Origin of the sequence: Streptomyces rubiginosohelvolus (genome assembly GCF_014649875.1) — a bacterium.
In the GTDB taxonomy this organism is placed as follows: domain Bacteria; phylum Actinomycetota; class Actinomycetes; order Streptomycetales; family Streptomycetaceae; genus Streptomyces; species Streptomyces rubiginosohelvolus.
In genome coordinates, this window is the sequence record NZ_BMTW01000006.1 from 78,674 (window position 1) to 102,565 (window position 23,892).

Below are 23,892 nucleotides of genomic sequence, written 5' to 3' on the forward strand. Positions count from 1 at the left end.
GGGGGTAGCCTGCCCGTATGACGCCGCAGCGACTCGAACCCGTGCCCGGCGACTGGCAGCGCGCCCTGGCCGTGGTCGCCCACCCCGACGACCTGGAGTACGGGGCGGCCGCCGCCGTGGCCGAGTGGACCGACGGCGGCCGCGAGGTCGTCTACCTCCTCGCCAGCCGCGGCGAGGCCGGGATCGACACCCTGTCGCCCGGGGAGTGCGCGCCGGTGCGTGAGCGGGAGCAGCGGGCGAGCGCCGCCGTCGTCGGCGTACGCACCGTGGAGTTCCTGGACCACCGCGACGGCGTCATCGAATACGGCACCGGGCTGCGCCGCGACATCGCCGCCGCCATCCGCCGTCACCGCCCCGAACTGGTCGTCACCCTCAACCACCGGGACACCTGGGGCGGGGTCGCCTGGAACACCCCCGACCACCGCGCCGTCGGGCGCGCCACCCTGGACGCCGTCGCCGACGCGGGCAACCGCTGGATCTTCCCGGAACTCGGCGAGCAGGGCCTCCAGCCGTGGGACGGGGTGCGCTGGACCGCCGTGGCGGGCAGCGACCGGCCCACCCACGCGGTCGACGCGACGGCCGGCCTCGAACGCTCGGTCCGGTCCCTGCTGGAGCACCGTACGTACATCGAGGCGCTGACCCAGGAGGACCCGGAGCGGTACTGCCGGACCTTCCTCACGGGCATGGTCGAGGCCGCCGCCGAGCAGTTCGGCGGTCGGCCCGCGGTCACCTTCGAGGTCTTCGCCCACTGAGCCCGGCGGTTTCGGCCGTATTGACAAACCGGCTTGCCGATTCTGCAATAGCCGGATGAAGGAACACGACCGCGACGATCCGGAACTGGAATCCGTCCTCTCCGGTGTCGGCCCCCGACTGCGTCGGCTGCGCAAGGACCGCGGGGTCACCCTCGCCGCCCTCTCGGCCGCCACCGGCATCTCCGTCTCCACGCTCTCCCGGCTGGAGTCCGGCGGCCGCCGCCCCAGCCTCGAACTGATGCTGCCGATCGCCCGCGCCCACGAGGTGCCGCTCGACGACCTCGTGGGCGCCGCACCGGTCGGCGACCCCCGGGTGCGGGCCAAGCCGATCGTGCAGCACGGCCGGACCATGCTGCCGCTGACCGCCCGGCCGGGCGGCCTCCAGGCGTACAAGCTGATCCAGGAGCCGGGCAGCGGCGGCCCGCCGGAGCAGCGCACGCACGAGGGGTACGAGTGGCTGTTCGTGCTCTCCGGGAAGCTGCGGCTGCTGCTGGCCGAACACGATCTCGTGCTGGAGCCGGGGGAGGCCGCCGAGTTCGACACCCGGCTGCCGCACTGGTTCGGCCCGGCCGAGGACGAGAGGGTGGAGTTCCTCAGCCTCTTCGGTCCGCAGGGCGAGCGTATGCACGTACGGGCGAAGCCCAAGCGCGGCTGAGGCCCGGGCGTCCCGGGGGCGGGGCCGGGGTGTTCCCAGATCGGCAAGCGACCGCTTAGTATGCGGCGCAGCAGTGGTAATGCCGACCGCTCCGGCGGTTGACGCCGACAGTGTTGTGGAGGCCCCTCATGCAGGCATGGCGAGTGCACCGGAACGGCGAGCCGGGCGAGGTGATGCGGCTGGAGGAGACGGACCGGCCGACGCCCGGCGACGGGCAGGTGCTCGTCGAGGTCCGCGCGGCGAACGTCAACTTCCCCGACGCCCTGCTCTGCCGGGGCCAGTACCAGGTGCGGCCGCCGCTGCCGTTCACCCCGGGCGTCGAGGTGTGCGGCACCACCGAGGACGGGCGGCGGGTCCTCGCCACCCCCGCCCTGCCCCACGGCGGCTTCGCCGACTATGTCGTCGCGGACGAGGCGGCCCTGGTGCCCGCCCCCGACGCCCTGGACGACGCCGAAGCGGCCGCCCTCCACATCGGCTACCAGACCGGCTGGTTCGGCCTGCACCGCCGCGCGCACCTCCAGCCCGGCGAGACCCTCCTCGTCCACGCGGCGGCCGGCGGCGTCGGCAGCGCCGCCGTCCAGCTCGGCAAGGCCGCGGGCGCGCGGGTCATCGGCGTCGTCGGCGGCCCCGACAAGGCGGCCGTCGCCCGCGAACTCGGCTGCGACCTGGTCATCGACCGGCGGAGCGAGGACATCGTCGCCGCCGTCAAGGAAGCCACCGGCGGGCGCGGCGCGGACGTCGTCTACGACCCGGTCGGCGGCGACGCGTACGCCAAGTCCACCAAGTGCGTCGCCTTCGAAGGGCGCATCCTCGTCGTCGGCTTCGCCAGCGGCGTCATCCCCACCCCGGCCCTCAACCACGCCCTGGTGAAGAACTACTCGGTCGTCGGACTGCACTGGGGCCTCTACAACACCAAGGACCCGGCCGCCGTCCGCGCCTGCCACGAGGAACTGACCAAGCTCGCCGAACAGGGCATCGTCAAACCCCTGATCAGCGAGCGTGTCGCGATGGCCGGAGCCGCCGACGCCGTCCAGCGCGTCGCCGACGGCACCAGCACCGGCCGCATCGTCGTCCTGCCCGGAGGCGCCCGATGAGCCCCGCAGTCGACGCAACAGAGGTCCGCCGCTGCACCCGCGAGCTGCTCGCCGCGCACCCGCCCGCCACCACCGGCCGCACCGACTTCCTGAAGGCCCGCTTCGACGCCGGCCTCGCCTGGGTCCACTATCCGGTGGGCCTGGGCGGGCTCGACGCGCCCCGCTCCCTCCAGCAGGTCGCCGACGCCGAACTCGCCGCCGCCGACGCGCCGGACAACGACCCGCGCCGCATCGGCATCGGCCTCGGCATGGCCGCGCCGACCATCCTCGGCTTCGGCACCGACGAGCAGAAGCGCCGCTTCCTGCGCCCGCTGTGGGTGGGGGAGGAGGTCTGGTGCCAGCTGTTCAGCGAGCCGGGCGCCGGATCCGACCTCGCGGCCCTGGCCACCCGGGCCGTGAGGGACGAGACCGGCGACTGGATCGTCGACGGCCAGAAGGTCTGGACATCCAGCGCCCACCTGGCCCGCTGGGCCATCCTCATCGCCCGCACCGACCCGGACCTGCCCAAGCACCGGGGCATCAGCTACTTCATCTGCGACATGACGGACCCCGGCGTCGAGGTCCGGCCGCTGCGCCAGATCACCGGCGAGGCCGAGTTCAACGAGGTCTTCCTCACCGGCGTACGCATCCCCGACAGCCACCGGCTCGGGCCCGTCGGCGAGGGGTGGAAGGTCGCCCAGACCACCCTGATGAACGAGCGCGTCTCCATCGGCGGCTCCCGCATCCCCCGCGAGGGCGGCATGATCGGCCCGGTCGCGAAGACCTGGCGCGAACGCCCCGAGCTGCGCACCCCCGACACCCACCAGCGGCTGCTGACCCTCTGGGTCGAGGCCGAGGTCGCCCGGCTCACCGGTGAACGGCTGCGCCAGCAGCTCGTCGCCGGACAGCCCGGACCCGAGGGCTCGGGCATGAAGCTCGCCTTCGCCCGGCTCAACCAGGAGATCAGTGGCCTGGAGGTCGAACTCCTCGGCGACGAGGGCTTGTTGTACAGCGACTGGACCATGGTCCGCCCGGAGCTGGTCGACTTCACCGGACGCGACGCCGGCTACCGCTATCTGCGCTCCAAGGGCAACTCCATCGAGGGCGGCACCAGCGAGGTCCTGCTGAACATCGTGGCCGAACGGGTCCTCGGGCTGCCCGCCGAGCCCCGCAACGACAAGGACGTCGCCTGGAAGGACCTGAGCCGATGACCGCGCCCACCCAGCCCCCCGCCACCCCCGACCTGCTCTACTCGCAGGACGAGGACGACCTCCGCTCCGCCGTCCGCGCCCTCCTCGCCGACCGGGCCGACGCGCCGACGGTGATCGCCGCCACCGAGTCCGACACGCCGTACGACCCGCGGCTGTGGTCCTCGCTGGCCGGTGACATCGGCGCGGCCGGACTCCTCGTCCCCGAGAAGCTCGGCGGCCAGGGCGCATCCCACCGCGAGGCCGCCGTGGTCCTGGAGGAGCTGGGCCGCAGCGTCGCCCCCGCCCCCTATCTGACCAGCTCCGTGGTGGCCACCGAGACCCTGCTCGCGCTCGGCGCCGAGGACGGACCGGCCGCAGCCCTTCTCGGCGAACTGGCCTCCGGCGCGCGTACGGCCGTGCTCGCCGTGCCCTTCGCGACCCCGCCCGCCGGGGCGGGGCCGGTCCTCGCCGGGCTCGACGGAACGGTCCGGGGCATCGCCGACGCGGCGGTCGCCGATGTCCTGCTGGTGCCGACCGCCGAAGGGCTGTACGCGGTCGAGACCTCGGGCCCCGGCGTCACCGTCGAGGCGCTCGTCCCGCTCGATCTCACCCGCCCGCTCGCCGCCGTCACCCTGACCGGGGCGACCGGGACCCTGCTGGCCGACGCTGACGCCGGCGCCACCGCCGTACGGCGCGGAATGCTCGCCGGGGCCGGACTGCTCGCCTCCGAACAGCTCGGGATCGCCGAGTGGTGTCTGACCGAGACCGTCCGCCACACCCGCGAACGCCACCAGTTCAACCGGCCGGTCGGATCGTTCCAGGCGCTCAAGCACCGGATGGCACAGCTCTGGCTGGAGGTCGTCTCGGCCCGGGCCGCCGCCCGCAACGCCGCCGACGCGCTGGCCACCGGCAGCCCCGACGCCCCGCTCGCCGTGGCGGTGGCCCAGGCGTACTGCTCGGGCGTCGCCGTGCACGCCGCCGAGGAGTGCGTCCAGCTGCACGGCGGGATCGGCATGACCTGGGAGCACCCCGCGCACCTGTACCTGAAGCGCGCCAAGGCGGACTCCCTGGCGTACGGCTCGGCGGGCAGCCACCGCCAGGCCGTCGCGGAGCTGGCGGAACTTCCGGCGCCGTAGGGCCTGGCGCCTCTGCCCGGATCGGCCCCGGAAGCCCGCCGCACTGGTTTGCGGCGGGCTTCCGGGGCCGTCCGCGTCCCCTCAGGCGGGCCCCTCCGTCGCCTCCTCGGTCACCGGAGGGCGGGTGGCGCTCAGCCAGCGTTCACTGCGGGCGATGTGCGCGGCCGCCGCGCTCGCCGCGGCGGCCGGATCGCGGTTCGCCAGGGCGGCGACGATCGCCCGATGGTCCTCGTCGCCCGCGCGCTTGAACTCCGGGCCCTCCGGCAGCGCGAACACGCGGTAGTGCCGGGACCGGGACCGGAAGACCGTGAGCAGCGCCTCCATGGAGGGGCTGCCGCCGATGCGGGCGATCTCCGCGTGGAACCGGTGGTCGTAGTCGGCGAACTCCGCCGGGTCCTCACTGGCCTCGATCGTCTCCAGCCAGCCCTGGAGGGTTTCCAGCTCCTCCGGGGTGATCCGGGCGGCGGCCTGGGCCATCACATGCGCCTCCAGCACCCGCCGGATCTCGAAGAGCTCCAACAGGCCGTCCAGCGGAAGCAGTTCGACGGTCAGGGACAGCCGCCCGAGCAGATCCTCCGGCCGCAGTGCGGAGACGTACGTCCCCGATCCGTGCCGCGCCTCGGCCGCCCCCAGCGCCGCCAGCATCCGCACCGCCTCCCGCAGCGACCCCCGGGAGACCCCGAGCTCCTCGCAGAGGTCCGCTTCCGGTGGGAACCGCTGGCCGGCCGCGAGGCGGCCACTGGAGATCATCCGGCGCAGGCCGTGGAACGCCTTGTCGACTGCGGACATCGGGCCCTCTCTCCGTGTCGGCCCGGTGTCATGCCGAGCAGGCCGTCAGTTTAGGCGAGTCGTCGTATGTCATCGCAACGAGACCACAAGTCATTGGATAACTTGCGCCGAACTCTTGCCCATGAGGCGGGAGGAGGGCAGTATTCCGGCCAAGTCATCACACCTCTTCTCGTCCATGTCTGATGTCCTGCCGCTTCTGGGAGTTCTGTGCCCACCATCGACCTCGCCCCCGCGCCCCGGCCACTGGCCCTTCCCGACGGCCGCCCGGCCGCTGCCGCCTGGTCCCTCGATCCCACGGTCAAGCATCTGAACCACGGATCGTTCGGCGCCGTGCCGCTCCTGGCCCAGCGGGAGCAGGACCGTCAGCGCCGGCTGATGGAGGCGTCTCCCGTGCAGTGGTTTCCCGCTCTGCCGGGGAAGATCGCGGCCGCCCGGAGCGCGCTGGCCGGCTTCCTCGGAGTCGCGGTCGACGACCTCGCCCTCGTCCCCAACGCCAGCGCCGGCGCGAGCGTCGCCTACAACAGCCTTCCGGCACGCCCCGGCGGGGAGGTGCTGGTCACCGATCACGGCTACGGCGCGGTGACCATGGGGGCCGAACGCCTCGCCCGGCGATGGGGCGGCACCGTGCGTACGGCCCACGTCCCGCTCGACGCCGACGAGGACACCGCGTACGCGTGCGTGACCGCCGCGATCGGCGAGGCGACCGGCCTCGTCGTGATCGACCACATCACCTCGGCGACCGCCCGCTGGATGCCCGTCGGGCGCATCGCCGCCGAAGCGCGCCGCCGAGGCATTCCCGTCCTCGTGGACGGCGCCCATGTGCCCGGACTCGCGGCCGACCCTCTCGCGGGCGTCGACTGCGACATCTGGGTCGGCAACCTGCACAAGTTCGGCTGCGCCCCGCGAGGGACGGCAGCGCTGGTCGCTCGTACCGCCCTGCGCGACAGCCTCTTCCCCCTCATCGACTCCTGGGGCGCCCGCGACCCCTTCCCTCATCGGTTCGACACCCAGGGCACCGTGGACGCCACCAGCTATCTCGCGGCCTCCACCGCGCTCGACTTCGTGGGCGACACCTGGGGCTGGGACGCCGCCCGCACCTACATGGCGGAGCTGGCGGACTACGCGGAGCGGATCGTCGCCGAGGCGTTCTCCGAACTCACCGGCGAGGACTGCCGCGTGGACGTCGGCATGCCCGTCGGCGCCCTGCGGCTCGTACGCCTTCCCGCTCCGCTCGCCGCCACCCACCCCGAGGCCGACGCGCTCCGCGACCGCGTGATGCGGGAGCTGGGTGTCGCGGCCGCGTTCACCAGCTTCGGCGGCGTCGGATACCTGCGCCTGTCGACGCATGTGTACAACACGCCCGCCGACTTCGAGTACTTCGCCGAGCACTGCGTTCCCACACTCGGCGCCTGGTCCCGCAACGACTCCCACGGAGGACATCGATGAATCGCAGGAACACGGTCGTCGCCCTGGGCCTGGCCCTCGGACTGACGGCGACGGGCTGCTCCGCCATGGGCGGCGGATCCGCCGACGGAACGGTCACCCTGAACATGGTCGAGAGCCTGACCAACCCCGCGCGCACGGAGCTGCTGCAGCGGCTCATCGGCGACTTCGAGAAGCAGAACCCGAAGATCAAGGTGAACCTGGTCTCGCCGCCGACCGCTCAGGCCGACCAGAAGATCCAGCAGATGCTGCAGTCCGGCAGCGGGGTCGACACCGTCGAGGTCAGGGACATCACGGTCGGCCCCTGGTCGAACAACAAGTGGCTCCACGACATGGGCCCGGACCTCAAGGGCTGGCCCGGCTGGTCACAGCTCACCGAGAACGCCGCCGCTGCCGCCAAGGACGAAGAGGGCCGCACGTACTTCGTGCCGTACGGCTTCTACGGGCTCAGCCTCTTCTACCGGAAGGACCTCATAGCCGAGGCCGGGTACGACAAGCCGCCCGGCACCTGGGACGAACTCCTCCAGCAGGCGAGCTCCGTCCAGGACAAGGCCAAACGGCGTTACGGCTATGCCTTCCGGGGCGGGCCCAACGCCGTCAGCAACGTCACCGCGGTCATCGAGGCGTACGTCGCCGACCGCATCGACCCCGCCGACGGCTACCGGCTGACCGACGGCAGCACGATCTTCTCCGCGCCGGAAGCGGCCGAGGCGCTCAAGACGTACATCGAGATCTTCAAGAAGGCCGCACCTCCGTCCTCCGTGGCCTGGGGCTACCCCGAGATGGTCGAGGGCTTCTCCAACGGATCCACGGCGTTCCTCCTCCAGGACCCCGAGGTGATCGCCACCCTGCGGAAGTCCAAGGCGATCAAGGAGGAGCAGTGGACCACCGCCCCGCTGCTCGCCGGCCCGGGCGGAAAGGCCGTGCAGCCGCTGGCGACCGCGGGATGGGGCGTGGCCAAGGGGAGCAAGCACAAGGCGCAGGCCGTGAAGCTGGTCGAGTTCCTGTCGGAGGGCGAGGCGTCCACCACCTTCGCCCAGGAGAACAGCCTCGTACCGATCCTGAAGGAGGCGGCCGAGGACTCCTTCTACAAGACCGGCCCCTGGGCCAGCTACGTCACGATGAACGAGAACCCGGACCGGTATCTCACCGCCACCCAGCCCCGGGACGTGCCGTGGTTCACCGAGTGGACGCAGAAGGCCGACGCGGACGTCCAGCGCGTGCTCCTCGGCAAGATGACGCAGGAACAGCTCCTCGCCGACTGGGACGCCTACTGGACTGCCAAGCGGAAGAGCGAGAAGAGCTGACATGCGCGCAGGTACGGCTCCACCGGCCCCCGAGAAGGTCCGGCCACGCTCCGGGAGCCCGCGCCGGGCGCAGCCGGCGGACGGCGGGCGGCGCAAGCGGGAGTTCACGACGCGCAGAGGCCTGACCATCGCGGCGTTCATGGCGCCGGCGGCTCTCTTCGTGGCGTTCTTCACCTACTACCCGATGATCGCCGGAAGCCAGATGGCCTTCCGCAACTGGAACCTCTCCGACCTGACCGACACCTCCTTCGTCGGGTTCGGCAACTTCAAGGCCGTCTTCGGCGATCCGCTGTGGGGCACCGTACTGAGCAACACCGCCCTCTGGGTGGTCGCCTCGATCGTGCCCCAGCTGGTCATCGGCTTCGCGCTGGCCCTCTGGCTGCGACGACGCTTCCGCTTCCGCGGCCTCTACCAGGCGCTGATCTTCTTCCCCTGGGCGATCTCCGGCTTCCTCATCGGGATCCTGTTCCGCTGGATGTTCAACAGCGAGTTCGGCGTCGTCAACGACCTGCTGATGAAGGCGTCGCTGATCGACGAACCGGTGGCCTGGCTGGCCGACCCGAAGACGGCCATGGTCGCGATCATCGTCGCCAACATCTGGTACGGGGTGACCTTCTTCGCGATCATGATCCTCGCGGCGCTGCAGTCGATCCCCGACGAGATCTACGAAGCCGCCGCGCTCGACGGCGCCGGAAAGGTGCGCACCCTCTTTCAGATCACCATCCCCTACATCCGGGCGACGCTGGCCCTCACGGTGCTGCTGCGGGTGATCTGGATCTTCAACTTCCCGGACATCATCTTCGGCACCACGGGCGGCGGTCCGAACAACGAGACGCACATCGTCACCACCTGGATGATCACGATCATGCAGCAGGGCGACTACGGCAGGGCGTCCGCCCTCGGGCTGCTGATCGTCGCCGGGCTCCTGCTGTTCTCCGTCTTCTACCTCACGGCCACCAAAGAGAAGGGGGTGCGGCGGTGAACACCCGCGAGTCCCGGGCCGGCAAGGCCGCGAGGATCGGCTTCCTCACGCTCTGGCTGATCTTCACGATCTTCCCGCTGTACTGGATCACCATCACGTCCTTCAAACCCGCCGGGGACATCTTCACCTTCCCCCTCGCCTACTGGCCCGAGGACTTCTCCCTGGAGAACTACTCCGGCCTGTTCGGCGCGTCCCAGTTCGGCACCTACCTCCTCAACAGCCTGATCGTGTCGGCGGTGGCCGGGACCGTGGCCACCGTGATCTCGATGCTCTCGGCCTACGTACTGGCCCGGTTCGAGTTCCGGACCAAGACCGCGCTGCTGATGGCGGCCCTGGTCACCCAGATGATCCCCAGCTTCATCGCGCTGGGCCCGCTCTACCTGCTGATGACCGACCTGCAGCTCGTCGACAACCGGCTCGGACTCGTCCTCGTCTACATCGCGGTCTGCATCCCCTTCTGCACGGTCATGCTCCGCGGATTCTTCGCGAACATCCCGGACACCCTGGAGGAGGCGGCCATGATCGACGGCTGCTCACGGCTCGGCGCACTGTTCCGGGTGCTCCTTCCCGTGATGAAGCCGGGCATCGTGGCAGCCTTCATCTTCAACTTCGTCAACTGCTGGAACGAGCTCTTCCTGTCCGTCACGCTGATGAACAGCGACGACAACAAGACCGTGCCGACGGCTCTCAACGGTTTCATCTCCAGCTTCAACATCGACTGGGGTTCGATGTCCGCGGCCGCCGTCCTGACGATCCTCCCGACCATGGTGCTGTTCGCCTTCGCCAGCCGGCACATCGTGCAGGGCCTCACCGCGGGGGCGGTCAAGGGGTGACCCGGGCCGGGGCCGTCGCCGCCGCGATCACCGGTCGGAGAACTGTGGCGACGGAGCGTGCTGTTTAATTGCGTACTGCTCGCAATTACAGTCGATCTTGAACAGGGATGTGCAGAGTATGACGGCCCGATCCATACGGGTGGCGGTCGCCGCCACACTGGCGACCGCCCTGTCCCTGACCGCGGCGGCCTGCTCGAACCCGGACAGCGCCAAGAGCGGATCCGGGTCCGGCTCCACCTCGGCCGTCGTCGGCATCGCCTACGAGCCCGACAGCCTGAGCCCGCTCCTCGGCTACGGCAAGGACGGCAACTCCAAGATCTTCGACGGGCTGCTCGCCCTGGACGCGGACATGAAGCTCCGCCCCGCCCTCGCCGCCGAGCTCCCCGAAGTCAGCGCCGACGGCCTGACGTACACGTACAAGCTGCGCCAGGGCGTGAAGTTCAGCGACGGCAAGGCCTTCGGCGCCAAGGACGTCGTCTTCACCTACCGCACCATCCTCGACGAGAAGACCAACAACCCCTCCCGTACCGAGCTGGACGCCGTCAAGGACGTCACGGCGAAGGGCGAGGACACAGTCGTCTTCACGCTCAAGTACCCCTACGCGCCGTTCGCCCAGCGCACCGTGCTTCCCATTGCCCCCGAGCACATCGCGGGCAAGCAGGACGTCAACACCGGGGCCTTCACCACCAAGCCGGTCGGCACCGGGCCCTACGTCCTCACCAAGTGGTCCAAGGGCGAGAAGCTCAGCTTCACCGCCAACCCCGACTACTGGGGCGGCGCACCCGAGGTGAAGAAGTTCACCATGGCGATCATCAAGGACGACGACGTGCGCGCCACCCGGCTGCGCTCCGGCGACCTCGACGGCGCGATCCTGCCGCCCAACCTCGCCAAGGGCTTCGCCGACGACCAGGGCAAGAAGACCTACGCGGCGAACAGCTACGACTACCGCACGGTGACGCTCCCCACCAACAACAAGGTCGCGGGCGACACCGCCGTGCGCCGCGCCCTCGATGTGGCGGTCGACCGGCAGACCATGGTCGACGCCATCCTCAACGGCAGCGGCAAGCCCGCCTACGGTCCCGTCCCCACCGACAGCGAGTGGTTCACGAAGGGCACCGAGCGCAAGCACGACCTCGCCGCCGCGAAGGAGATCCTGGACGAGGCCGGATGGAAGCCCGGCAAGGATGGCGTCCGCGTCAAGGACGGGGTGCGCGCCACCTTCCCCCTCTGGTACCTCAGCGGCGACAAGCTCCGCCAGGAGCACGCCCTCGCCTACGCCTCCGACGCCAAGAAGGCGGGCATCGACATCCGCACCGAGGCCGGGACCTGGGAGGTCATCGAGCCCCGCATGAAGCACGACGCCGTGCTCGCGGGCGGCGGCTCCCCGGCCGACCCCGACTTCGACCAGTACACCCTGCTGAAGTCCTCCCTCGCGGGCGACGGCTTCAACAACATGGCCTGGTACGACAACAAGGCCGTCGACGCCGCCATCGAGGCCGGGCGCAAGAGTGGCGACAAGGCCGAGCGGAAGAAGGCGTACGACACCGTCCAGCGCGAGCTGGTGAAGAACCCGGGCTACACCTTCCTCACCCACATCGACCACCTCTACGTCGTCGACGACCGGTTCGGCGCCCTCACCACCCAGGTCGAGCCGCACGACCACGGGCTGGCCTCCGGCCCCTGGTGGAACGTCGAGAAGTGGTCCACCAAGAGCGCCGGGGACGCGAAGAAGTGAGCCGTCGCCTCCCCTGGGGGCCGATGGCGCGGATGGCGGGTCGGCGGGCCCTGTTCGCCGTCCCCGTCCTCGGCGTCGTCACCTTCGGCGTCTTCGCCGTCGCCGCCGCGTCCCCCTTCGACCCGGTCAAGGCGTACGCGGGCACCGCCGGGCTCACCGCGTCACAGGAGAACCTCGACCAGCTGCGGGCCAACCTCGGCGTCGACCAGCCGCTCGTCGCCCGCTGGTGGGACTGGCTGACCTCCGCGCTCCGGGGCGACTTCGGCGACTCCAGCGTGATGCGCCAGCCCGTCGCCGACGTCATCGCGGAGCGCATGGGCTGGTCCGTCCTGCTCGCCGCCACCGCCTTCCTCATCGCGATCCTCCTCGGCACCGGACTCGGCGTCCTGGCCGCCCGCCGGCCCGGCGGCTGGCTCGACCGGTGCGTCAGCTCCGTCGCGTACACCCTGGAAGCCGCCCCCGCCTTCTGGCTCGGGCTGCTCGCCATCTGGTTCTTCGCCCTGAAGCTCGACGTCCTGCCGGCCGGCGGGCTCACCGACGCCGCCAGCGACGTCGTCACCTTCGGCCAGGTCGCCTCGCACCTCGTGCTGCCCGCGGCGGTCCTCGGCATCTCGCAGATGCCGTGGTTCTTCCTGTACGTACGCCAAGGGGTAGCCGACGCGCTGGCCGAGGACCCGGTCCGCGGCGCCCGGGCCCGGGGACTGAGCGAACGCACCGTGCTCCTCGGCCACGCCCTGCGCTCCGGGATGCTGCCGATGCTCACCCTCATCGGCTCCCGCGTCCCCGAACTCATCACCGGCGCCCTGCTCGTCGAGACGGTCTTCAGCTGGCCCGGCATCGCCGCCGCCACCGTCCAGGCCGCCACCTCGGTGGACTTCTCCCTGCTCGCCGCGCTCACGGTGCTCGCCACCGCCGCCGTCCTGCTCGGCAACCTACTCTCCGACCTCCTCTACGGACTCGCCGACCCCCGGGTGGCTTTCGATGGCTGAGACCGCACTCGCCCAGCCCGGGCGCACCACCCGCCGCGTCCGGGTCGTCACCTCGGCGGTGATCGTCACCGCCGTCGCGCTCGCCGTCCTCGTCGTCCCGCCGCTGGCCCAGCTCGACCAGCAGGCCGTCGACCTGGCCAACAAGCTCGACCCGCCGTCCCTCGCCCACCCGTTCGGCACCGACGACGTCGGCCGCGACCTCCTGCTGCGCTGCGTCTACGGCCTGCGCGTCTCCCTGCTCGTCGGCCTGGTCGCCGCCCTCACCGCCACCGTCATCGGCACCGCGATCGGCGCGCTCGCCGGGGCGTTCGGCGGTTGGACGGACCGGGTCGTGATGCGCGTCGTGGACGCTCTGTCCTCCATCCCGCACCTGCTGCTCGGCATCTTCATCGTCGCGATGTTCCGGCCCGGCGTCTGGCCGGTGATCGTCTCGGTCGCCCTGACGCACTGGATCTCCACCGCCCGGATCGTCCGCTCCGAGGTGCTCTCGCTGCGCTCGCGCCCCTTCATCGACGCGGCCGTCTCCGGTGGCGCCTCCCGCACCCGGGTCATCGTTCGCCACCTGCTGCCCGGCGTGCTGCCGCAGGCGGGCCTCGCGGCGGTGCTGATGGTTCCGCACGCCATGTGGCACGAGTCCGCGCTGTCCTTCCTCGGGCTCGGCCTCCCGGCACACCAGGCCAGCCTCGGCAACCTCGTCCAGTCCGCGCGCGGTTCGCTGCTCGCGGGGGACTGGTGGCCGACCCTCTTCCCCGGCCTCTTCCTGATCATCCCGACCCTCGCGCTCGCGGGACTCGCCGGAGCCTGGCGCGACCGGATCAACCCGCGCCGGAAATCGGAGCTGATGCTGTGACCGACGCCCGCGAGAACACCGCTGTGCCCGTCCTCGACGTGCAGAACCTCTCCGTCCGCTTCCGGATGCGCGGCGGCCGGGACATCGCCGCCGTTACCGACGCCCGCTTCTCCGTCGCGCCGGGGGAGTGCCTCGCCCTGGTCGGCGAGAGCGGCTGTGGGAAGTCCGTCCTGGCCTCCGCCCTGCTCGGCCTGCTGCCCGCCAACGCGCGGACCACCGGCAGCGCGCTGCTCGGCGGCGACACGGACCTGCTCACCATCGGCGAGCGCGCCCTCGCCCGCACCGTACGGGGACGGCGCATCGGCCTCGTACCGCAGAGCCCCGCCGCTCATCTCACCCCCGTGCGCACCGTCCGGGCCCAGCTGGAGGAGAGCCTGCGCGAGCTGACCCGGGCGCGGGGCAGCGAGCTGCCGAAGGCCGCCGTCGCGGCCGCCGCCCGCGCCTCGTTCCCCGAGGGCCACCTCGACCGCTATCCGCACGAGCTCTCCGGCGGCCTCGCCCAGCGTGCCGCGACCGCCCTCGCCCTGATCGGCGACGCCCCGCTGCTGCTCGCCGACGAACCGACCACCGGACTCGACCGGGACCTCGTCGAGCGGACCGTGGACGAACTGCGCCGCCACACCGACGAGGGCCGGGCGCTGCTGATCATCACCCACGACCTGGCCGCCGCCGAACGCATCGCCGACCGGGTCGCCGTGATGTACGCGGGCCGGATCGTCGAGATCGCGGACGCGGAGGCCTTCTTCGGCGGACCCGGCCCCCGTCACCCGTACGCCAAGGGCCTGCTGGACGCCCTGCCCGAGCGGGAGTTCACCCCGATCCCCGGGATGCCGCCGGAGCTGGGGGCGCTGCCCGAGGGCTGTGCCTTCGCCGACCGCTGTGCGTACGCCGACGCCCGCTGCACCGGCGAACGCCCGGCCTTCACGGCGGGCCTGGCCTGTCACCACCCGCCGACCGGCCGGGCATCCTCCCCGTCGAAGGAGTCCGCCGATGCTTGAGCTGACCCGGATCACCGCCGGCTACGACCGCCGCGACCCCGTCGTCCGCGATGTGTCCCTGCACGTCGGAGCGGGCGAGGCGGTCGGACTGCTGGGCCCCAGCGGCTGCGGCAAGTCCACCCTGGCCAAGGTCGCCGCGCTCCTGCACCGCCCGGACGCCGGAACCATGACCCTCGACGGCACGGTGATACGCGGCTGGCGGCACCGCGCCCCGCGTGAGCAGCGCACCGCCGTCGGTGTGGTCTTCCAGCAGCCCCGGCTCTCCGCCGATCCCCGCCTCAGCCTGCGCGAGCTGATCGCCCAGCCGCTGCGGTCCACCGGCCGCCGCCGGGACGTCCCCGAGCGGGTGGCGGAACTGGCCCGGTCGGTCGGCCTCTCCGACGAGCTGCTGGACCGCCGCCCGCACGCGGTCAGCGACGGTCAGCTCCAGCGGGCCTGCCTGGCGCGAGCCTTGGTGCTGCGGCCCCGGTTGCTGATCTGCGACGAGATGACCGCGATGCTCGACGCGTCCACCACGGCCGCCCTGGTCGCCGTCGTCGAGCGCTACCGCGCCGCGTCCGGGGCGGCCCTGCTGGCCGTCGGCCACGACCGGGTGCTGCTGGAGCGCTGGTGCGACCGTACGGTCCGCTGGGACGAGCGCGAGACCGAGAAGGGGCCGGCCGGGCCCGTCACAGCTGGTGGCGGACTCCGGCCTCCTGCTGCGCCTCGGTGAGCTGCTCGCGGAGGTCGCCCTCGATGGACTCGCGAGCCTTGCCGCGGCGGAAGAGGGGAAGCACGGTGCGCTGCTTGCTGTCCTCGACGAGCAGGGCGAGTCCGCCGTAGAGCGCGAAGACCCCGATGCCGAGACCGGTCCAGCCCGCCGCCGTCTGGAAGAAGGTGCCCAGGTCCGCCTCGTACAGGCCCGTGAGGGCGAAGCGCACCGCGGTGAGGGTGAGGAGGACGGCGAACAGGGGCTTGGACTGCACGGCCGCCCCGGCGAGCGCGAGCACGAAGGGGACGAGCGCCAGGAGGAAGACGGCCTGGGCCACCACTGGCTTGCCGGGCGGTGAGTCCAGGGACGTCACGCTCGTCCCCGCCCAGGCGGCACCGAGCAGCAGCAGCGCCGTGCCCGCCCCGGCGTCGCGGGCCAGGAAGGCGAAGACTCCGCCGACGAGTTGGAGCGGCACGACGAAGATGAGGACGAGGAGCAGCAGGATGCTGCTCTGCGCGGCCGGCACCCAGCCGAGTTGGAGGGAGGACAGCACCGTACTGCCCATGCCGAGGGCGAAGAAGCCCAGTGGGAGCGGGCTGGCGATCGGTCGCAGCACGATCCGCGTCACGGCGTCGGTCGTCAGCGGCTCTGAAGGGCTGTCGGGGCGGGGTTCCTGAGTCACCGCGCAAGCGTACGAGTTCCCACGGCGCCCGTGGCCACCGGCCGGGCGCTCGGCCGGACCGAATCGGGTGCGTGGACCGGGGCCCCGGTCCACGCGGCGCTGTTCGGTCCCCGCCCGCTAGGACAGCGAGTCGACGACCACGGAGGCCGCTTCGGCGATCAGCCGGTCGTCCGGCTCCGCGTCCTTCGTACCGCGGTGCGACAGGACGGCGATCACGATGGGCGCGGAGTCCGGGGGCCACACCACGGCGATGTCGTTGCGGGCCCCGTAGTAGCTGCCGGTCCCGGTCTTGTCGCCGACGACCCAGTTCTTCGGCACACCCGCCCTGATCACCGCGTCCCCGGTGGTGTTGGTCCGCAGCCACGTCGTCAGCTGCGCCCGCTCCGGTGGGTGCAGGGCCTTGCCCAGGACGAACGCGCGCAGATCCTCGGCCAGCGCCCGGGGCGTGGAGGTGTCCCGCTTCTCGCCGGGGACCCAGCGGCTCAGGTCCGGCTCCTCCCGGTCCATCCGCGTGACGTCGTCGCCCAGCTTCTCCAGCGAGGCGTCCAGGCCCTTGGGCCCGCCGACGTGGTCGAAGAGGAGATTGGCCGCGGTGTTGTCGCTGTAGCGCACGGAGGCGTCGCACAGCTCCTTCATCGTCATGCCGGTGTCGACGTGCTTCTCGGTCACCGGGGAGTTGGCGACCAGGTCCTCGCGGGTGTAGGTCACCCGCTTGTCCATCCCGTCCAGGGAGTAGGTGCTGAGCACGACCGCGGCCTGGAGCGCCTTGAAGGTCGAGTTGTAGGCGAAGCGCCCCCGGTCGTTGTGGGTCACCTCGCGCCCGGTGCCGGTGTCGATCGCGTAGACGCCGAGCCGCGCGTCGAACTTCCGCTCCAGCTTCTTGAAGTCGCCGGTGTACGGCTTCGCGGCGGCAGCGGAGGCCGACGTGCTCGCGGCGGGCTTGGCGGAGGAGGGCGGCGCGGTGGAGTCGCTCTGCCCGCAGGCCGCCAGCGGTACGAGGGACAGCGCGGCGGCCAGACCGGCGACGGCGGTCCTGACGCGGGGGTGATGCATGGGCGAAACCTCCTGGCGCTCCGGACCGGAGCGCATCGGGGACGGGGCCGCACGACTCCGTCCCGGTACGTGATCATGCCTGCCGAAGCCACCTTCGTCCCCTCCGGTCATGCGGTCCAATACGCTCATGCGCGTTTCCATGCCGAAACCGCATAGGCTCGGGGTGTGGATCTGGTCGGAGCATGCCGCGCGTTCGTCAGCGTCAGCGAGTACGGCGGCTTCACCGACGGGGCGGCCGCCGCGGGGATGTCCCAGTCGGTGGCGAGCCGCCGGGTCGCGGCCCTGGAGGAGCACTTCGGCGAGCAACTGTTCGAGCGCACGTCCCGGCGGGCGGTGCTCACCCCCTTCGGGCGCGACATGCTGGCCGCCGCCAGACAGCTCGTCCAAGCAGCCGACGTGCTGCTGGAGGAGGCCGAAGCCGTCAAGGACAAGCCCTGGCGACTGGCCGTCCCCGCCATCTGCTCCGCGCCCGCCCTGGCACGCCTGGTCGCCGAGGCGCGGGGGCACGGCGTCCGGCTCGACCTCCGGACCGCCGGACCGGCGCGCCGCAGAGAGCTCATCCAGGCCCAGCAGGTGCGCGCCGCTCTGCTCGCCGTACCCGCCGAAGGGGCGCCCTGGTCCGTGCCGCTGGGGCTGGCCGGGGCGCGGGACGGCGGGGTGCGGCGGATCTACGTCGAGACTCTGCGGCTCGGCCGGGGTGCGCCGGGCCCGGCCCGCCGCGTCTGGATCCAGCCGGAGGACGACGTACCCCACATCCGCGACCCCCTGACGCGGCTGCGGGACGCGGTGGGCCTGCGGCCCGCGCAGGTTCTCGCCGCACCGGACCTGACGGCCGCCGCGGCCGAAGTCCTCTGCTCCGACGACCTGCTGCTGTGCTCCCGGGCCCAGGCGGAGGAACTCGCCCTGGCCTGGCATCCCATCGGCGAGATGACGCCGCGCCGGGGCTACGCCCTCACGGTCGTGGCGGACGGCAACCCCCTGCCCATGGAAGCGCGGCTGGGCGGGGCCATCGCCCGCTGCCTGGGCGCGGACGACCCGGCCGGCGCCGGGGGAGGGAAGGCGGCATGAACACCGAGGCCCTGCTGCGGGACGTGCGCGCCCGGCTGTCCGAAGGCGGCCTGCGCGCGTGCCTGCTGGTACGGGACCTGGGCACGGGGGAGGAGCTGGGCATCGAGCCGGACACGGACCTGCCGTCGGCCTCCCTGGTCAAGGTTCCCCTCGCGCTCGCCACGCTCGAACGCATCCGGCGCGGCGAGCTGGACGGCGCGGCCCTGCTGGACGTGGCGCCCGGGCGTGTCACCACGCCGGGCCCGACCGGCCTCAGCCGCTTCCGGCACCCCGCCCGGATCGCGATCGACGACCTGCTCTACCTCAGCACCTGTCTGAGCGACGGGACGGCCGCCGACGCGCTGTTCGACCTCACTCCGCCCGCCCGGGTCGCCGACCTCCTCCGGGAGGCCGGCCTGCGCGGGATCACGGTCCGGCACCGCACGGAGGAGCTGTTCGACACGCCCGTGGAGCGTTTCGACGCCGACCAGGTGCACCTCGCCCACGCGCTGGCCATCGACGCGGGCACCAGCGGCCGCGGCCACCGGGTGCCCCAACTCGACACGACCCGCGCCAACACCGGCAGCGCCCGCTCCTTCGTCGACCTCCTCCAGGCCGTGTGGACCCCGTCGAAGATCCATCCGGAAGTGGCCGAACGGCTCCGCGACCTCCTGGCCCACAACGTGCTGCGCCACCGGCTGACCCCGGACTTCAGTTCCGACGCGAGCCGCTGGTCCTCCAAGACGGGCACCCTGCTGAACCTGCGGCATGAGATCGGCGTCGTGGAGCACGCCGACGGACAGACCTTCGCCGTGGCCGTCCTGACCGAGTCGTCGGTCCCGGCAGGCGCACAGCCCGGCGTCGACGGGCTGATGGCCGAAGCCGCCCGGCGCCTGCGCGACCATCTCCGACAGCTGTAGGTCTCCCTCCGGTCGTATCCGGCCGCCGATCCGCGCCCCCGAGGTGGCCACGGCGTGAAACATCGCCGAACACCTGTCAGGTACCTGACGGAAGGGCCGGTCGCGCCCCCATACTCGACGCGACCCCGTCCGCCGCTCAGGGAGTCCCCATGGCCCACCTCACCCGCCGCCGCGCGCTCACCGTCGCCCTCGCCACCGCCGCAGCGGGCGTCGCCGTCCCCACCGCGACGGCCGTCGCCGCACCCGCCCGCCCGCGCGGCCCGCGTCCGTTACGCCACGCCCACGCGCACAACGACTACCTCCACCCGCGCCCGCTGCACGACGCGCTCGCCCACGGGTTCACCAGCGTCGAGGCGGACATCTTCCTGGTCGACGGCGAACTGCTCGTCGCCCACGAACCCGCCACCCTCGACCCCACCCGTACCCTCGCCTCGCTCTACCTCGACCCGCTCGCCGCCCTCGTCCGCGCCGGGCACGGCGGCGTCCACCCGCACCACCGGGCCCCGCTGCAGCTCCTCATCGACATCAAGGCCGACGGCGTCGCCGCCTACCACGAGCTGGACCGGCAGCTGCGCCGCCACCAGAGCATGTTCACCCGCTACCAGCACGGCCGCGTCGTCCCGAAAGCCGTCACCGCCGTCATCTCCGGCGACCGCGCCGCCCGGGCCCCGATGGAGGCCCAGCGCACCCGCCTCGCCTTCTACGACGGGCGCCTCGACGACCTCGGCACCCCGGCCCCCGCCTCCTTCGCTCCGCTCGTCAGCGCCAACTGGACCCAGAACTTCAGCTGGCTCGGCGTGGGCCCCTTCCCCCTGGCCGAGCGCGACCGGCTCCGCACCCTCGTCACCACCGCCCACCGTGAAGGCCGCCGCATCCGGTTCTGGGCGACCCCGGACGTGGCGGGCCCCGAACGCGAGGCCGTCTGGTCCGAACTGCTCGCCGCCGGGGTCGACCACCTCAACACCGACGACCTGGCAGGGCTCGAGAAGTTCCTGCGGGCCCGCAGTGCGCTGATCTCGTAACGCGCCACCTCCCGGAAGTACCCGTTCGGCGGACACGCCAGTGCGCCGAACGGCCCCTCCGCTGCGCCACACTGGCGGCCGAAAGCCGCAAATCAGGCGCGGCGGAGGAGGTTGGTCATGGCCGTTTCGATCTCGCTGGTGCTGCTCCTGGTGATCCTCGCGGTGATCTTTCTGCGCAACGGCGGACTGAAGGTCTCGCACGCCCTGGTCTGCCTTCTGCTGGGCTTCTTCCTCGCGGGTACGAGCATGGCGCCGACCATCCACGACGGCGTCGGGGCCACCGCCGACCTGGTCAGCAGCCTGCACCCCTGACCGTCCGCATCCGCCCCGGACATCCCGCACAATGGGCAGATGTCTTTTCCGCCCCCCGGCCGGCACTCGGGCGCCGCCCACCACGAGTACTGCAACACCGCCCTGTGCTGCCGGTGCCAGATGCGGACCTGGACGACCAAGGCGGGCAACGAGCGGCTCTGCGGACCGTGCGCGGCCTGCTGCCACGAGTGCGGCCGCGCCCCCGCGCCCCATCTGGACGGCCTCGACGGCGGGCTGTGCGCCGAGTGCCGCGGCCTGTGCGGCCGCTGCCACGCCCCCCGGCGCCCCGACGGCTCCTGCTCCTGCGACCGCTGGCGGGAGAACGCCCGCAGCAACCCCCGCGGCTATGTCCTCCAGGCCCTGCCGCACCAACTCCTCCAGGCCCTCGGCGGCAGGGTCCCCAGCACCGTCCACGACCTCATCCACCAGGAGATCGCCGTCCGCAGCGCCGCCCAGCTCCGCGAGCGCATCGAACGGCGCTGGAACCTCCGCTGGGCCCACGCTCTGGGCGAGCTGGACGAGGACGGCCGCCGCCGGTGGAGCGCCCAGGACATCACCGAACAGCTCTTGCGGCCCGGCTCCTGCACCGACCCCCTGTGCGAGGACGGCTACCACCTCACGACCGACGCCCCCTGCGCCCACTGCCGGCAGCCGCTGCACCGCTTCGTCACCTCGGTCGCCGACCACACGGCGACCACGGAGCACGCCCGCTCCACGGCCGCGGAGATCCGCCGGGCCATGCAGGAGAACCGCTCCCGCCCCAAGCGCCCGCAGCGCTGAGGAACCCACCCCGGCCCGGGCATGTTGCGGCAGCGTGTCGGGCCCGCGAAACCCTCCTCGTTTCCATGGACACTTCACGGACCTCCTCCTAACGTCGGGCGGCGGCGCGACCCCCGTCCGTAACCGAGGAGCCCGATGCCCCCGCCGTACCGCAGAGCGCTCGCCCGTGCCCTGGCCCTGACGCTCGCCGTCGCCACGCTCACCCTGGCCGGGCCCACGGCCCCGGCCCTGGCCGACGACATCCCCAAGGCCCCCGGCCACCGCCTGGTCAAGGGGTACGAAGGTGCTCCCGCCACCGCGTCGCCGGTCCCCGGGCAGGCGCCTCCGCAACATCCGTACCTCGCCCCCAACGGCCGCAGCGGCATGCACGCGGACGCGGCGGGCAGCGGCACCCACCCGTACGCCGGGCCGCTCGGCCGGAGCCCGGAGGTGACCAGCGAGAAGATCGCCCCGGTCGGCGGCGAGTGCGCGACCGCGACCTTCGACGCGGCCGGCCGGCTGATCACGGTCTGCGGGACGTTCACCGGCTTCCTGCTCAAGCTGCTCGACCCGCGCACGCTCGACACCCTGGCCGAGTACAAGCTGCCGCAGCGCTCCTCCACCGTCGAGGCGATCACCCGGCTCGACTTCTCGAAGATCTTCAAGGACACCTCGGGCGGCGCCTACTTCTACCTGGACGACCAGGACCGGGTCGTCCTCGCCGACTCGCGCCAGCATGTCCTGCGCATCGCCCACCGCCAGGACGCGGACGGCCGCTGGGAGTTCGTCGTCGAGGACGACTGGGACCTCACCGGGCATGTCCCGCACGACTGCGTGTCCTGGACCAACCTCTTCCCCAGTGGCGTCTGCGACCCGGTGACCTCCGTGATGCCCGACTGGCAGGGCCGGATCTGGTGGGTCACCCGGCTCGGCCGGGTCGGCACGGTCGACCCGGACACCTCGGCGATCCGGTCCGTCCGGCTCGACGGCGAGGAGATCCAGAACTCGTTCTCCGTGGACCGGGACGCGGTCTCCATCGTCTCCGACCACGCCCTCTACAGCTTCACGGCCGCAGCGGACGGCACCCCGCGCATCCAGTGGCGGCAGACCTACGACCGGGGCACCGGCACCAAACCCGGCTCGGTCAACCAGGGCTCCGGCACCACCCCGGACCTGTTCGGGACCGACGAGCAATACGTCGCGATCACCGACAACGCGGACGACCGGATGAACGTCCTGGTCTTCCGCCGGGGCACGGACGTCCCCGCCGACCGTCGCCTGGTCTGCTCGGTCCCGGTCTTCGGCCACGGCCGCTCCACCACCGACAACTCGCTGATCAGCTGGGGCGACAGCCTCGTCGTCGAGAACAACTACGGCTACGAGAACCCCACCTCCCTGCTGCTGGGCCGCAGCGTCGTCGGCGGCGCCACCCGGATCGACGTACGGCCCGACGGCAGCGGCTGCGACACGGTGTGGGAGAGCGCCGTCCGCTCGCCCTCCACCGTGCCGAAGCTGTCCACGGCCAACGGGCTCCTCTACTTCTACGAGAAGGAACCCAACGCCCTGGGCATCGACGCCTGGTACCTGACCGCCGTCGACTTCCGTACCGGCGAGCGCCGCTGGCGCACCCTCACCGGCACCGGGCCCGCCTACGACAACAACTGGGCGCCCATCACCATCGGCCCCGACGGCACCGCGTACGCGGGTGTCTTCAACGGCATCGTCGCGGTGCGCGACACCGCCTGACGGGCAGCACGCCTCCTCATCCGTTCCCCTCCACCAGGCGGGAACGGATGAGGAAGCGCACCCCTTCCGGGGCCTCCAGCGAGAACCCGCTGCCGCGGCCCTCCACCACGTCCACGATCAGGCGGGTGTGCGCCCACACCGCGTACTGGCTCCGCGACATCCAGAAAGGCACCCTTTCGGCCATGCCTTCGACGGCGAGTTCCGCCAGCAGCACATCGGCGTCCCCGGTACGGAACTCACCCGCCGGGTAGCACATCGGCGCGCTGCCGTCGCAGCAGCCACCCGACTGATGGAACATCAACGGGCCGTGGTCCGCCCGCAGCCGCCGCAGCAGACCGGCCGCGGCGGGTGTCAGCTCGACGGCGGGTGATTCCGGGTCACACTCCATGGACCTGCCCCTTTCCGGCCGTGGCAGCGCTGCGACAACCGGACGCAAGTCAACTCGACCGGACGTTGCGACCGGGTTGCACACCCTAGGCTGGCGCCCATGGAGCAACGGGAAGTCGTGAAGCGCGTGATCGGCATCCTCACAGAGGCGCGCGAAATGCAGCGCCTGCTGGAGGCGGACCTCGAACGGGAAGATCTGGACGCGGGAGCGGGCGCCGTCACCGCCCTGCTGAACGAGACGATGCCCCACATCGCCATCCCCGACGACTTCTCCGTCGAGGAGGTGGTCGCCGTCGTCGGGCGCGAGGTCGGCGGTGCGGTCGAACAGCTCGTGAGCGCCTTCACCCTCGCGTTCACGATGCTGGCCCAGGTCCATGACTCCGGGCAGACCGACGTGTCGTCGGCCGACGTCCTCCAGGACCTCGCGTTGCGGGTCGAGGGCGGCGGTCCGGACGACGACGACAATCCCCTGCTGTAGCCCCCTGCGTTTCACGGCGCGCGTATGCATAGTGGAGGGAGGAAGCGCGTATCTCCCTCGCGG

25 protein-coding genes are annotated in these 23,892 nt (G+C 72.0%); 21 read left to right on the forward strand and 4 right to left on the reverse strand.

Going from position 1 to position 23,892, the window contains the following annotated elements; translation table 11 throughout:
• The first annotated feature begins 17 nt into the window (after nt 1-17).
• The 5 genes from IE134_RS16145 (at nt 18) to IE134_RS16165 (ending at nt 4,806) form a co-directional block, all read left to right on the forward strand.
• Nucleotides 18-752: a PIG-L deacetylase family protein gene (locus IE134_RS16145; RefSeq protein ID WP_189430859.1), complete on the forward strand. Its 735-nt coding sequence runs from the start codon at nt 18-20 to the stop codon at nt 750-752.
• 55 nt (nt 753-807) lie between these two features.
• Complete coding sequence (locus tag IE134_RS16150) at nt 808-1,407, forward strand: helix-turn-helix domain-containing protein (RefSeq protein WP_030717436.1); 600 nt, start codon at nt 808-810, stop codon at nt 1,405-1,407.
• Nucleotides 1,408-1,535: 128 nt separating this feature from the next.
• Nucleotides 1,536-2,501, forward strand: coding sequence for an NADPH:quinone oxidoreductase family protein (locus tag IE134_RS16155; protein WP_030717437.1), 966 nt, complete (start codon nt 1,536-1,538; stop codon nt 2,499-2,501).
• A complete protein-coding gene (locus IE134_RS16160; protein ID WP_126931852.1) occupies nt 2,498-3,691 on the forward strand; it encodes an acyl-CoA dehydrogenase family protein in 1,194 nt (397 codons plus the stop codon). Before IE134_RS16155 ends, IE134_RS16160 begins: the two co-directional genes overlap by 4 nt.
• Nucleotides 3,688-4,806, forward strand: a complete 1,119-nt coding sequence (locus IE134_RS16165) for an acyl-CoA dehydrogenase family protein (RefSeq protein ID WP_030717441.1) — start codon at nt 3,688-3,690, stop codon at nt 4,804-4,806. Before IE134_RS16160 ends, IE134_RS16165 begins: the two co-directional genes overlap by 4 nt.
• A gap of 81 nt (nt 4,807-4,887) precedes the next feature.
• Here the strand turns inward: IE134_RS16165 and IE134_RS16170 are convergent, their stop codons facing one another.
• Entirely contained in the window at nt 4,888-5,595 is a 708-nt protein-coding gene (locus tag IE134_RS16170; RefSeq protein WP_030717451.1) for a FadR/GntR family transcriptional regulator, read from the reverse strand.
• A 207-nt stretch (nt 5,596-5,802) separates the two neighbouring features.
• Between IE134_RS16170 and IE134_RS16175 the strand changes: the two genes are divergently transcribed.
• From IE134_RS16175 to IE134_RS16215, 9 genes are all read left to right on the forward strand, one after another.
• Nucleotides 5,803-7,041, forward strand: a complete 1,239-nt coding sequence (locus IE134_RS16175; RefSeq protein WP_030717453.1) for an aminotransferase class V-fold PLP-dependent enzyme — start codon at nt 5,803-5,805, stop codon at nt 7,039-7,041.
• Nucleotides 7,038-8,345, forward strand: a complete 1,308-nt coding sequence (locus tag IE134_RS16180) for an ABC transporter substrate-binding protein (protein ID WP_030717455.1) — start codon at nt 7,038-7,040, stop codon at nt 8,343-8,345. The genes IE134_RS16175 and IE134_RS16180 overlap by 4 nt, the downstream gene beginning before the upstream one ends.
• A 1-nt stretch (nt 8,346) precedes the next feature.
• Nucleotides 8,347-9,327, forward strand: a complete 981-nt coding sequence (locus tag IE134_RS16185) for a carbohydrate ABC transporter permease (RefSeq protein WP_030717458.1) — start codon at nt 8,347-8,349, stop codon at nt 9,325-9,327.
• Nucleotides 9,324-10,160, forward strand: a complete 837-nt coding sequence (locus tag IE134_RS16190; RefSeq protein WP_098017167.1) for a carbohydrate ABC transporter permease — start codon at nt 9,324-9,326, stop codon at nt 10,158-10,160. Before IE134_RS16185 ends, IE134_RS16190 begins: the two co-directional genes overlap by 4 nt.
• A gap of 118 nt (nt 10,161-10,278) precedes the next feature.
• On the forward strand, nt 10,279-11,895 hold the full coding sequence (locus IE134_RS16195) for an ABC transporter substrate-binding protein (RefSeq protein WP_098895118.1): 1,617 nt from the start codon (nt 10,279-10,281) through the stop codon (nt 11,893-11,895).
• Nucleotides 11,896-11,918: 23 nt separating this feature from the next.
• Nucleotides 11,919-12,884: an ABC transporter permease gene (locus IE134_RS16200; RefSeq protein WP_030717464.1), complete on the forward strand. Its 966-nt coding sequence runs from the start codon at nt 11,919-11,921 to the stop codon at nt 12,882-12,884.
• Nucleotides 12,877-13,734, forward strand: coding sequence for an ABC transporter permease (locus tag IE134_RS16205; protein ID WP_030717466.1), 858 nt, complete (start codon nt 12,877-12,879; stop codon nt 13,732-13,734). Before IE134_RS16200 ends, IE134_RS16205 begins: the two co-directional genes overlap by 8 nt.
• A complete protein-coding gene (locus tag IE134_RS16210) occupies nt 13,731-14,732 on the forward strand; it encodes an ABC transporter ATP-binding protein (RefSeq protein WP_030717469.1) in 1,002 nt (333 codons plus the stop codon). The genes IE134_RS16205 and IE134_RS16210 overlap by 4 nt, the downstream gene beginning before the upstream one ends.
• Nucleotides 14,725-15,444 (forward strand): ABC transporter ATP-binding protein, encoded by a 720-nt coding sequence (locus tag IE134_RS16215; protein ID WP_032769054.1) that lies wholly within the window; start codon nt 14,725-14,727, stop codon nt 15,442-15,444. Before IE134_RS16210 ends, IE134_RS16215 begins: the two co-directional genes overlap by 8 nt.
• On the opposite strand, the gene IE134_RS16220 is transcribed toward IE134_RS16215, so the two are convergent.
• Together IE134_RS16220 and bla are read right to left on the reverse strand one after the other, a co-directional pair.
• Nucleotides 15,401-16,051: a GPR1/FUN34/YaaH family transporter gene (locus IE134_RS16220; protein WP_010059131.1), complete on the reverse strand. Its 651-nt coding sequence runs from the start codon at nt 16,049-16,051 to the stop codon at nt 15,401-15,403. The two genes, IE134_RS16215 and IE134_RS16220, sit on opposite strands and share 44 nt — an antisense overlap.
• Nucleotides 16,052-16,222: 171 nt before the next feature.
• Nucleotides 16,223-17,158, reverse strand: coding sequence for a class A beta-lactamase (bla, locus tag IE134_RS16225; protein WP_126931851.1), 936 nt, complete (start codon nt 17,156-17,158; stop codon nt 16,223-16,225).
• Nucleotides 17,159-17,323: 165 nt separating this feature from the next.
• Between bla and IE134_RS16230 the strand changes: the two genes are divergently transcribed.
• From IE134_RS16230 to IE134_RS16255, 6 genes are all read left to right on the forward strand, one after another.
• Nucleotides 17,324-18,226 (forward strand): LysR family transcriptional regulator, encoded by a 903-nt coding sequence (locus tag IE134_RS16230; protein ID WP_126931850.1) that lies wholly within the window; start codon nt 17,324-17,326, stop codon nt 18,224-18,226.
• The gene (locus tag IE134_RS16235) at nt 18,223-19,125 is read left to right on the forward strand and encodes a serine hydrolase (protein ID WP_030717476.1); all 903 of its coding nucleotides are present in this window, start codon (nt 18,223-18,225) and stop codon (nt 19,123-19,125) included. The genes IE134_RS16230 and IE134_RS16235 overlap by 4 nt, the downstream gene beginning before the upstream one ends.
• 149 nt (nt 19,126-19,274) lie before the next feature.
• Nucleotides 19,275-20,147 carry a phosphatidylinositol-specific phospholipase C/glycerophosphodiester phosphodiesterase family protein gene (locus tag IE134_RS16240; protein ID WP_030717478.1) on the forward strand — a complete coding sequence of 291 codons (873 nt, stop codon included), beginning with the start codon at nt 19,275-19,277 and terminating at the stop codon, nt 20,145-20,147.
• 117 nt (nt 20,148-20,264) lie between these two features.
• Nucleotides 20,265-20,459 (forward strand): hypothetical protein, encoded by a 195-nt coding sequence (locus tag IE134_RS16245; protein ID WP_010059139.1) that lies wholly within the window; start codon nt 20,265-20,267, stop codon nt 20,457-20,459.
• A gap of 39 nt (nt 20,460-20,498) precedes the next feature.
• Nucleotides 20,499-21,239: a hypothetical protein gene (locus IE134_RS16250; RefSeq protein WP_030717481.1), complete on the forward strand. Its 741-nt coding sequence runs from the start codon at nt 20,499-20,501 to the stop codon at nt 21,237-21,239.
• 135 nt (nt 21,240-21,374) lie between these two features.
• The gene (locus IE134_RS16255; protein ID WP_189430861.1) at nt 21,375-22,964 is read left to right on the forward strand and encodes a hypothetical protein; all 1,590 of its coding nucleotides are present in this window, start codon (nt 21,375-21,377) and stop codon (nt 22,962-22,964) included.
• Between the two features lie 16 nt (nt 22,965-22,980).
• Here the strand turns inward: IE134_RS16255 and IE134_RS16260 are convergent, their stop codons facing one another.
• Complete coding sequence (locus IE134_RS16260; protein ID WP_030717491.1) at nt 22,981-23,352, reverse strand: DUF779 domain-containing protein; 372 nt, start codon at nt 23,350-23,352, stop codon at nt 22,981-22,983.
• 99 nt (nt 23,353-23,451) lie between these two features.
• Between IE134_RS16260 and IE134_RS16265 the strand changes: the two genes are divergently transcribed.
• Entirely contained in the window at nt 23,452-23,829 is a 378-nt protein-coding gene (locus IE134_RS16265; RefSeq protein WP_010059143.1) for a hypothetical protein, read from the forward strand.
• Nucleotides 23,830-23,892: the final 63 nt, after the last annotated feature.

What these genes read in the sequence shown, in the direction of transcription:
- IE134_RS16180 (WP_030717455.1), top strand. Translation starts at nt 7,038, where the DNA reads ATGAATCGCAGGAACACGGTCGTCGCCCTGGGCCTGGCCCTCGGACTG.
- IE134_RS16195 (WP_098895118.1), top strand. Translation starts at nt 10,279, where the DNA reads ATGACGGCCCGATCCATACGGGTGGCGGTCGCCGCCACACTGGCGACC.
- IE134_RS16255 (WP_189430861.1), top strand. Translation starts at nt 21,375, where the DNA reads ATGCCCCCGCCGTACCGCAGAGCGCTCGCCCGTGCCCTGGCCCTGACG.
- bla (WP_126931851.1), bottom strand. Translation starts at nt 17,158, where the DNA reads ATGCATCACCCCCGCGTCAGGACCGCCGTCGCCGGTCTGGCCGCCGCG.
- IE134_RS16145 (WP_189430859.1), top strand. Translation starts at nt 18, where the DNA reads ATGACGCCGCAGCGACTCGAACCCGTGCCCGGCGACTGGCAGCGCGCC.
- IE134_RS16240 (WP_030717478.1), top strand. Translation starts at nt 19,275, where the DNA reads ATGGCCCACCTCACCCGCCGCCGCGCGCTCACCGTCGCCCTCGCCACC.
- IE134_RS16265 (WP_010059143.1), top strand. Translation starts at nt 23,452, where the DNA reads ATGGAGCAACGGGAAGTCGTGAAGCGCGTGATCGGCATCCTCACAGAG.
- IE134_RS16155 (WP_030717437.1), top strand. Translation starts at nt 1,536, where the DNA reads ATGCAGGCATGGCGAGTGCACCGGAACGGCGAGCCGGGCGAGGTGATG.
- IE134_RS16165 (WP_030717441.1), top strand. Translation starts at nt 3,688, where the DNA reads ATGACCGCGCCCACCCAGCCCCCCGCCACCCCCGACCTGCTCTACTCG.
- IE134_RS16235 (WP_030717476.1), top strand. Translation starts at nt 18,223, where the DNA reads ATGAACACCGAGGCCCTGCTGCGGGACGTGCGCGCCCGGCTGTCCGAA.
- IE134_RS16170 (WP_030717451.1), bottom strand. Translation starts at nt 5,595, where the DNA reads ATGTCCGCAGTCGACAAGGCGTTCCACGGCCTGCGCCGGATGATCTCC.
- IE134_RS16150 (WP_030717436.1), top strand. Translation starts at nt 808, where the DNA reads ATGAAGGAACACGACCGCGACGATCCGGAACTGGAATCCGTCCTCTCC.
- IE134_RS16205 (WP_030717466.1), top strand. Translation starts at nt 12,877, where the DNA reads ATGGCTGAGACCGCACTCGCCCAGCCCGGGCGCACCACCCGCCGCGTC.
- IE134_RS16200 (WP_030717464.1), top strand. Translation starts at nt 11,919, where the DNA reads ATGGCGCGGATGGCGGGTCGGCGGGCCCTGTTCGCCGTCCCCGTCCTC.
- IE134_RS16185 (WP_030717458.1), top strand. Translation starts at nt 8,347, where the DNA reads ATGCGCGCAGGTACGGCTCCACCGGCCCCCGAGAAGGTCCGGCCACGC.
- IE134_RS16260 (WP_030717491.1), bottom strand. Translation starts at nt 23,352, where the DNA reads ATGGAGTGTGACCCGGAATCACCCGCCGTCGAGCTGACACCCGCCGCG.
- IE134_RS16250 (WP_030717481.1), top strand. Translation starts at nt 20,499, where the DNA reads ATGTCTTTTCCGCCCCCCGGCCGGCACTCGGGCGCCGCCCACCACGAG.
- IE134_RS16160 (WP_126931852.1), top strand. Translation starts at nt 2,498, where the DNA reads ATGAGCCCCGCAGTCGACGCAACAGAGGTCCGCCGCTGCACCCGCGAG.
- IE134_RS16245 (WP_010059139.1), top strand. Translation starts at nt 20,265, where the DNA reads ATGGCCGTTTCGATCTCGCTGGTGCTGCTCCTGGTGATCCTCGCGGTG.
- IE134_RS16215 (WP_032769054.1), top strand. Translation starts at nt 14,725, where the DNA reads ATGCTTGAGCTGACCCGGATCACCGCCGGCTACGACCGCCGCGACCCC.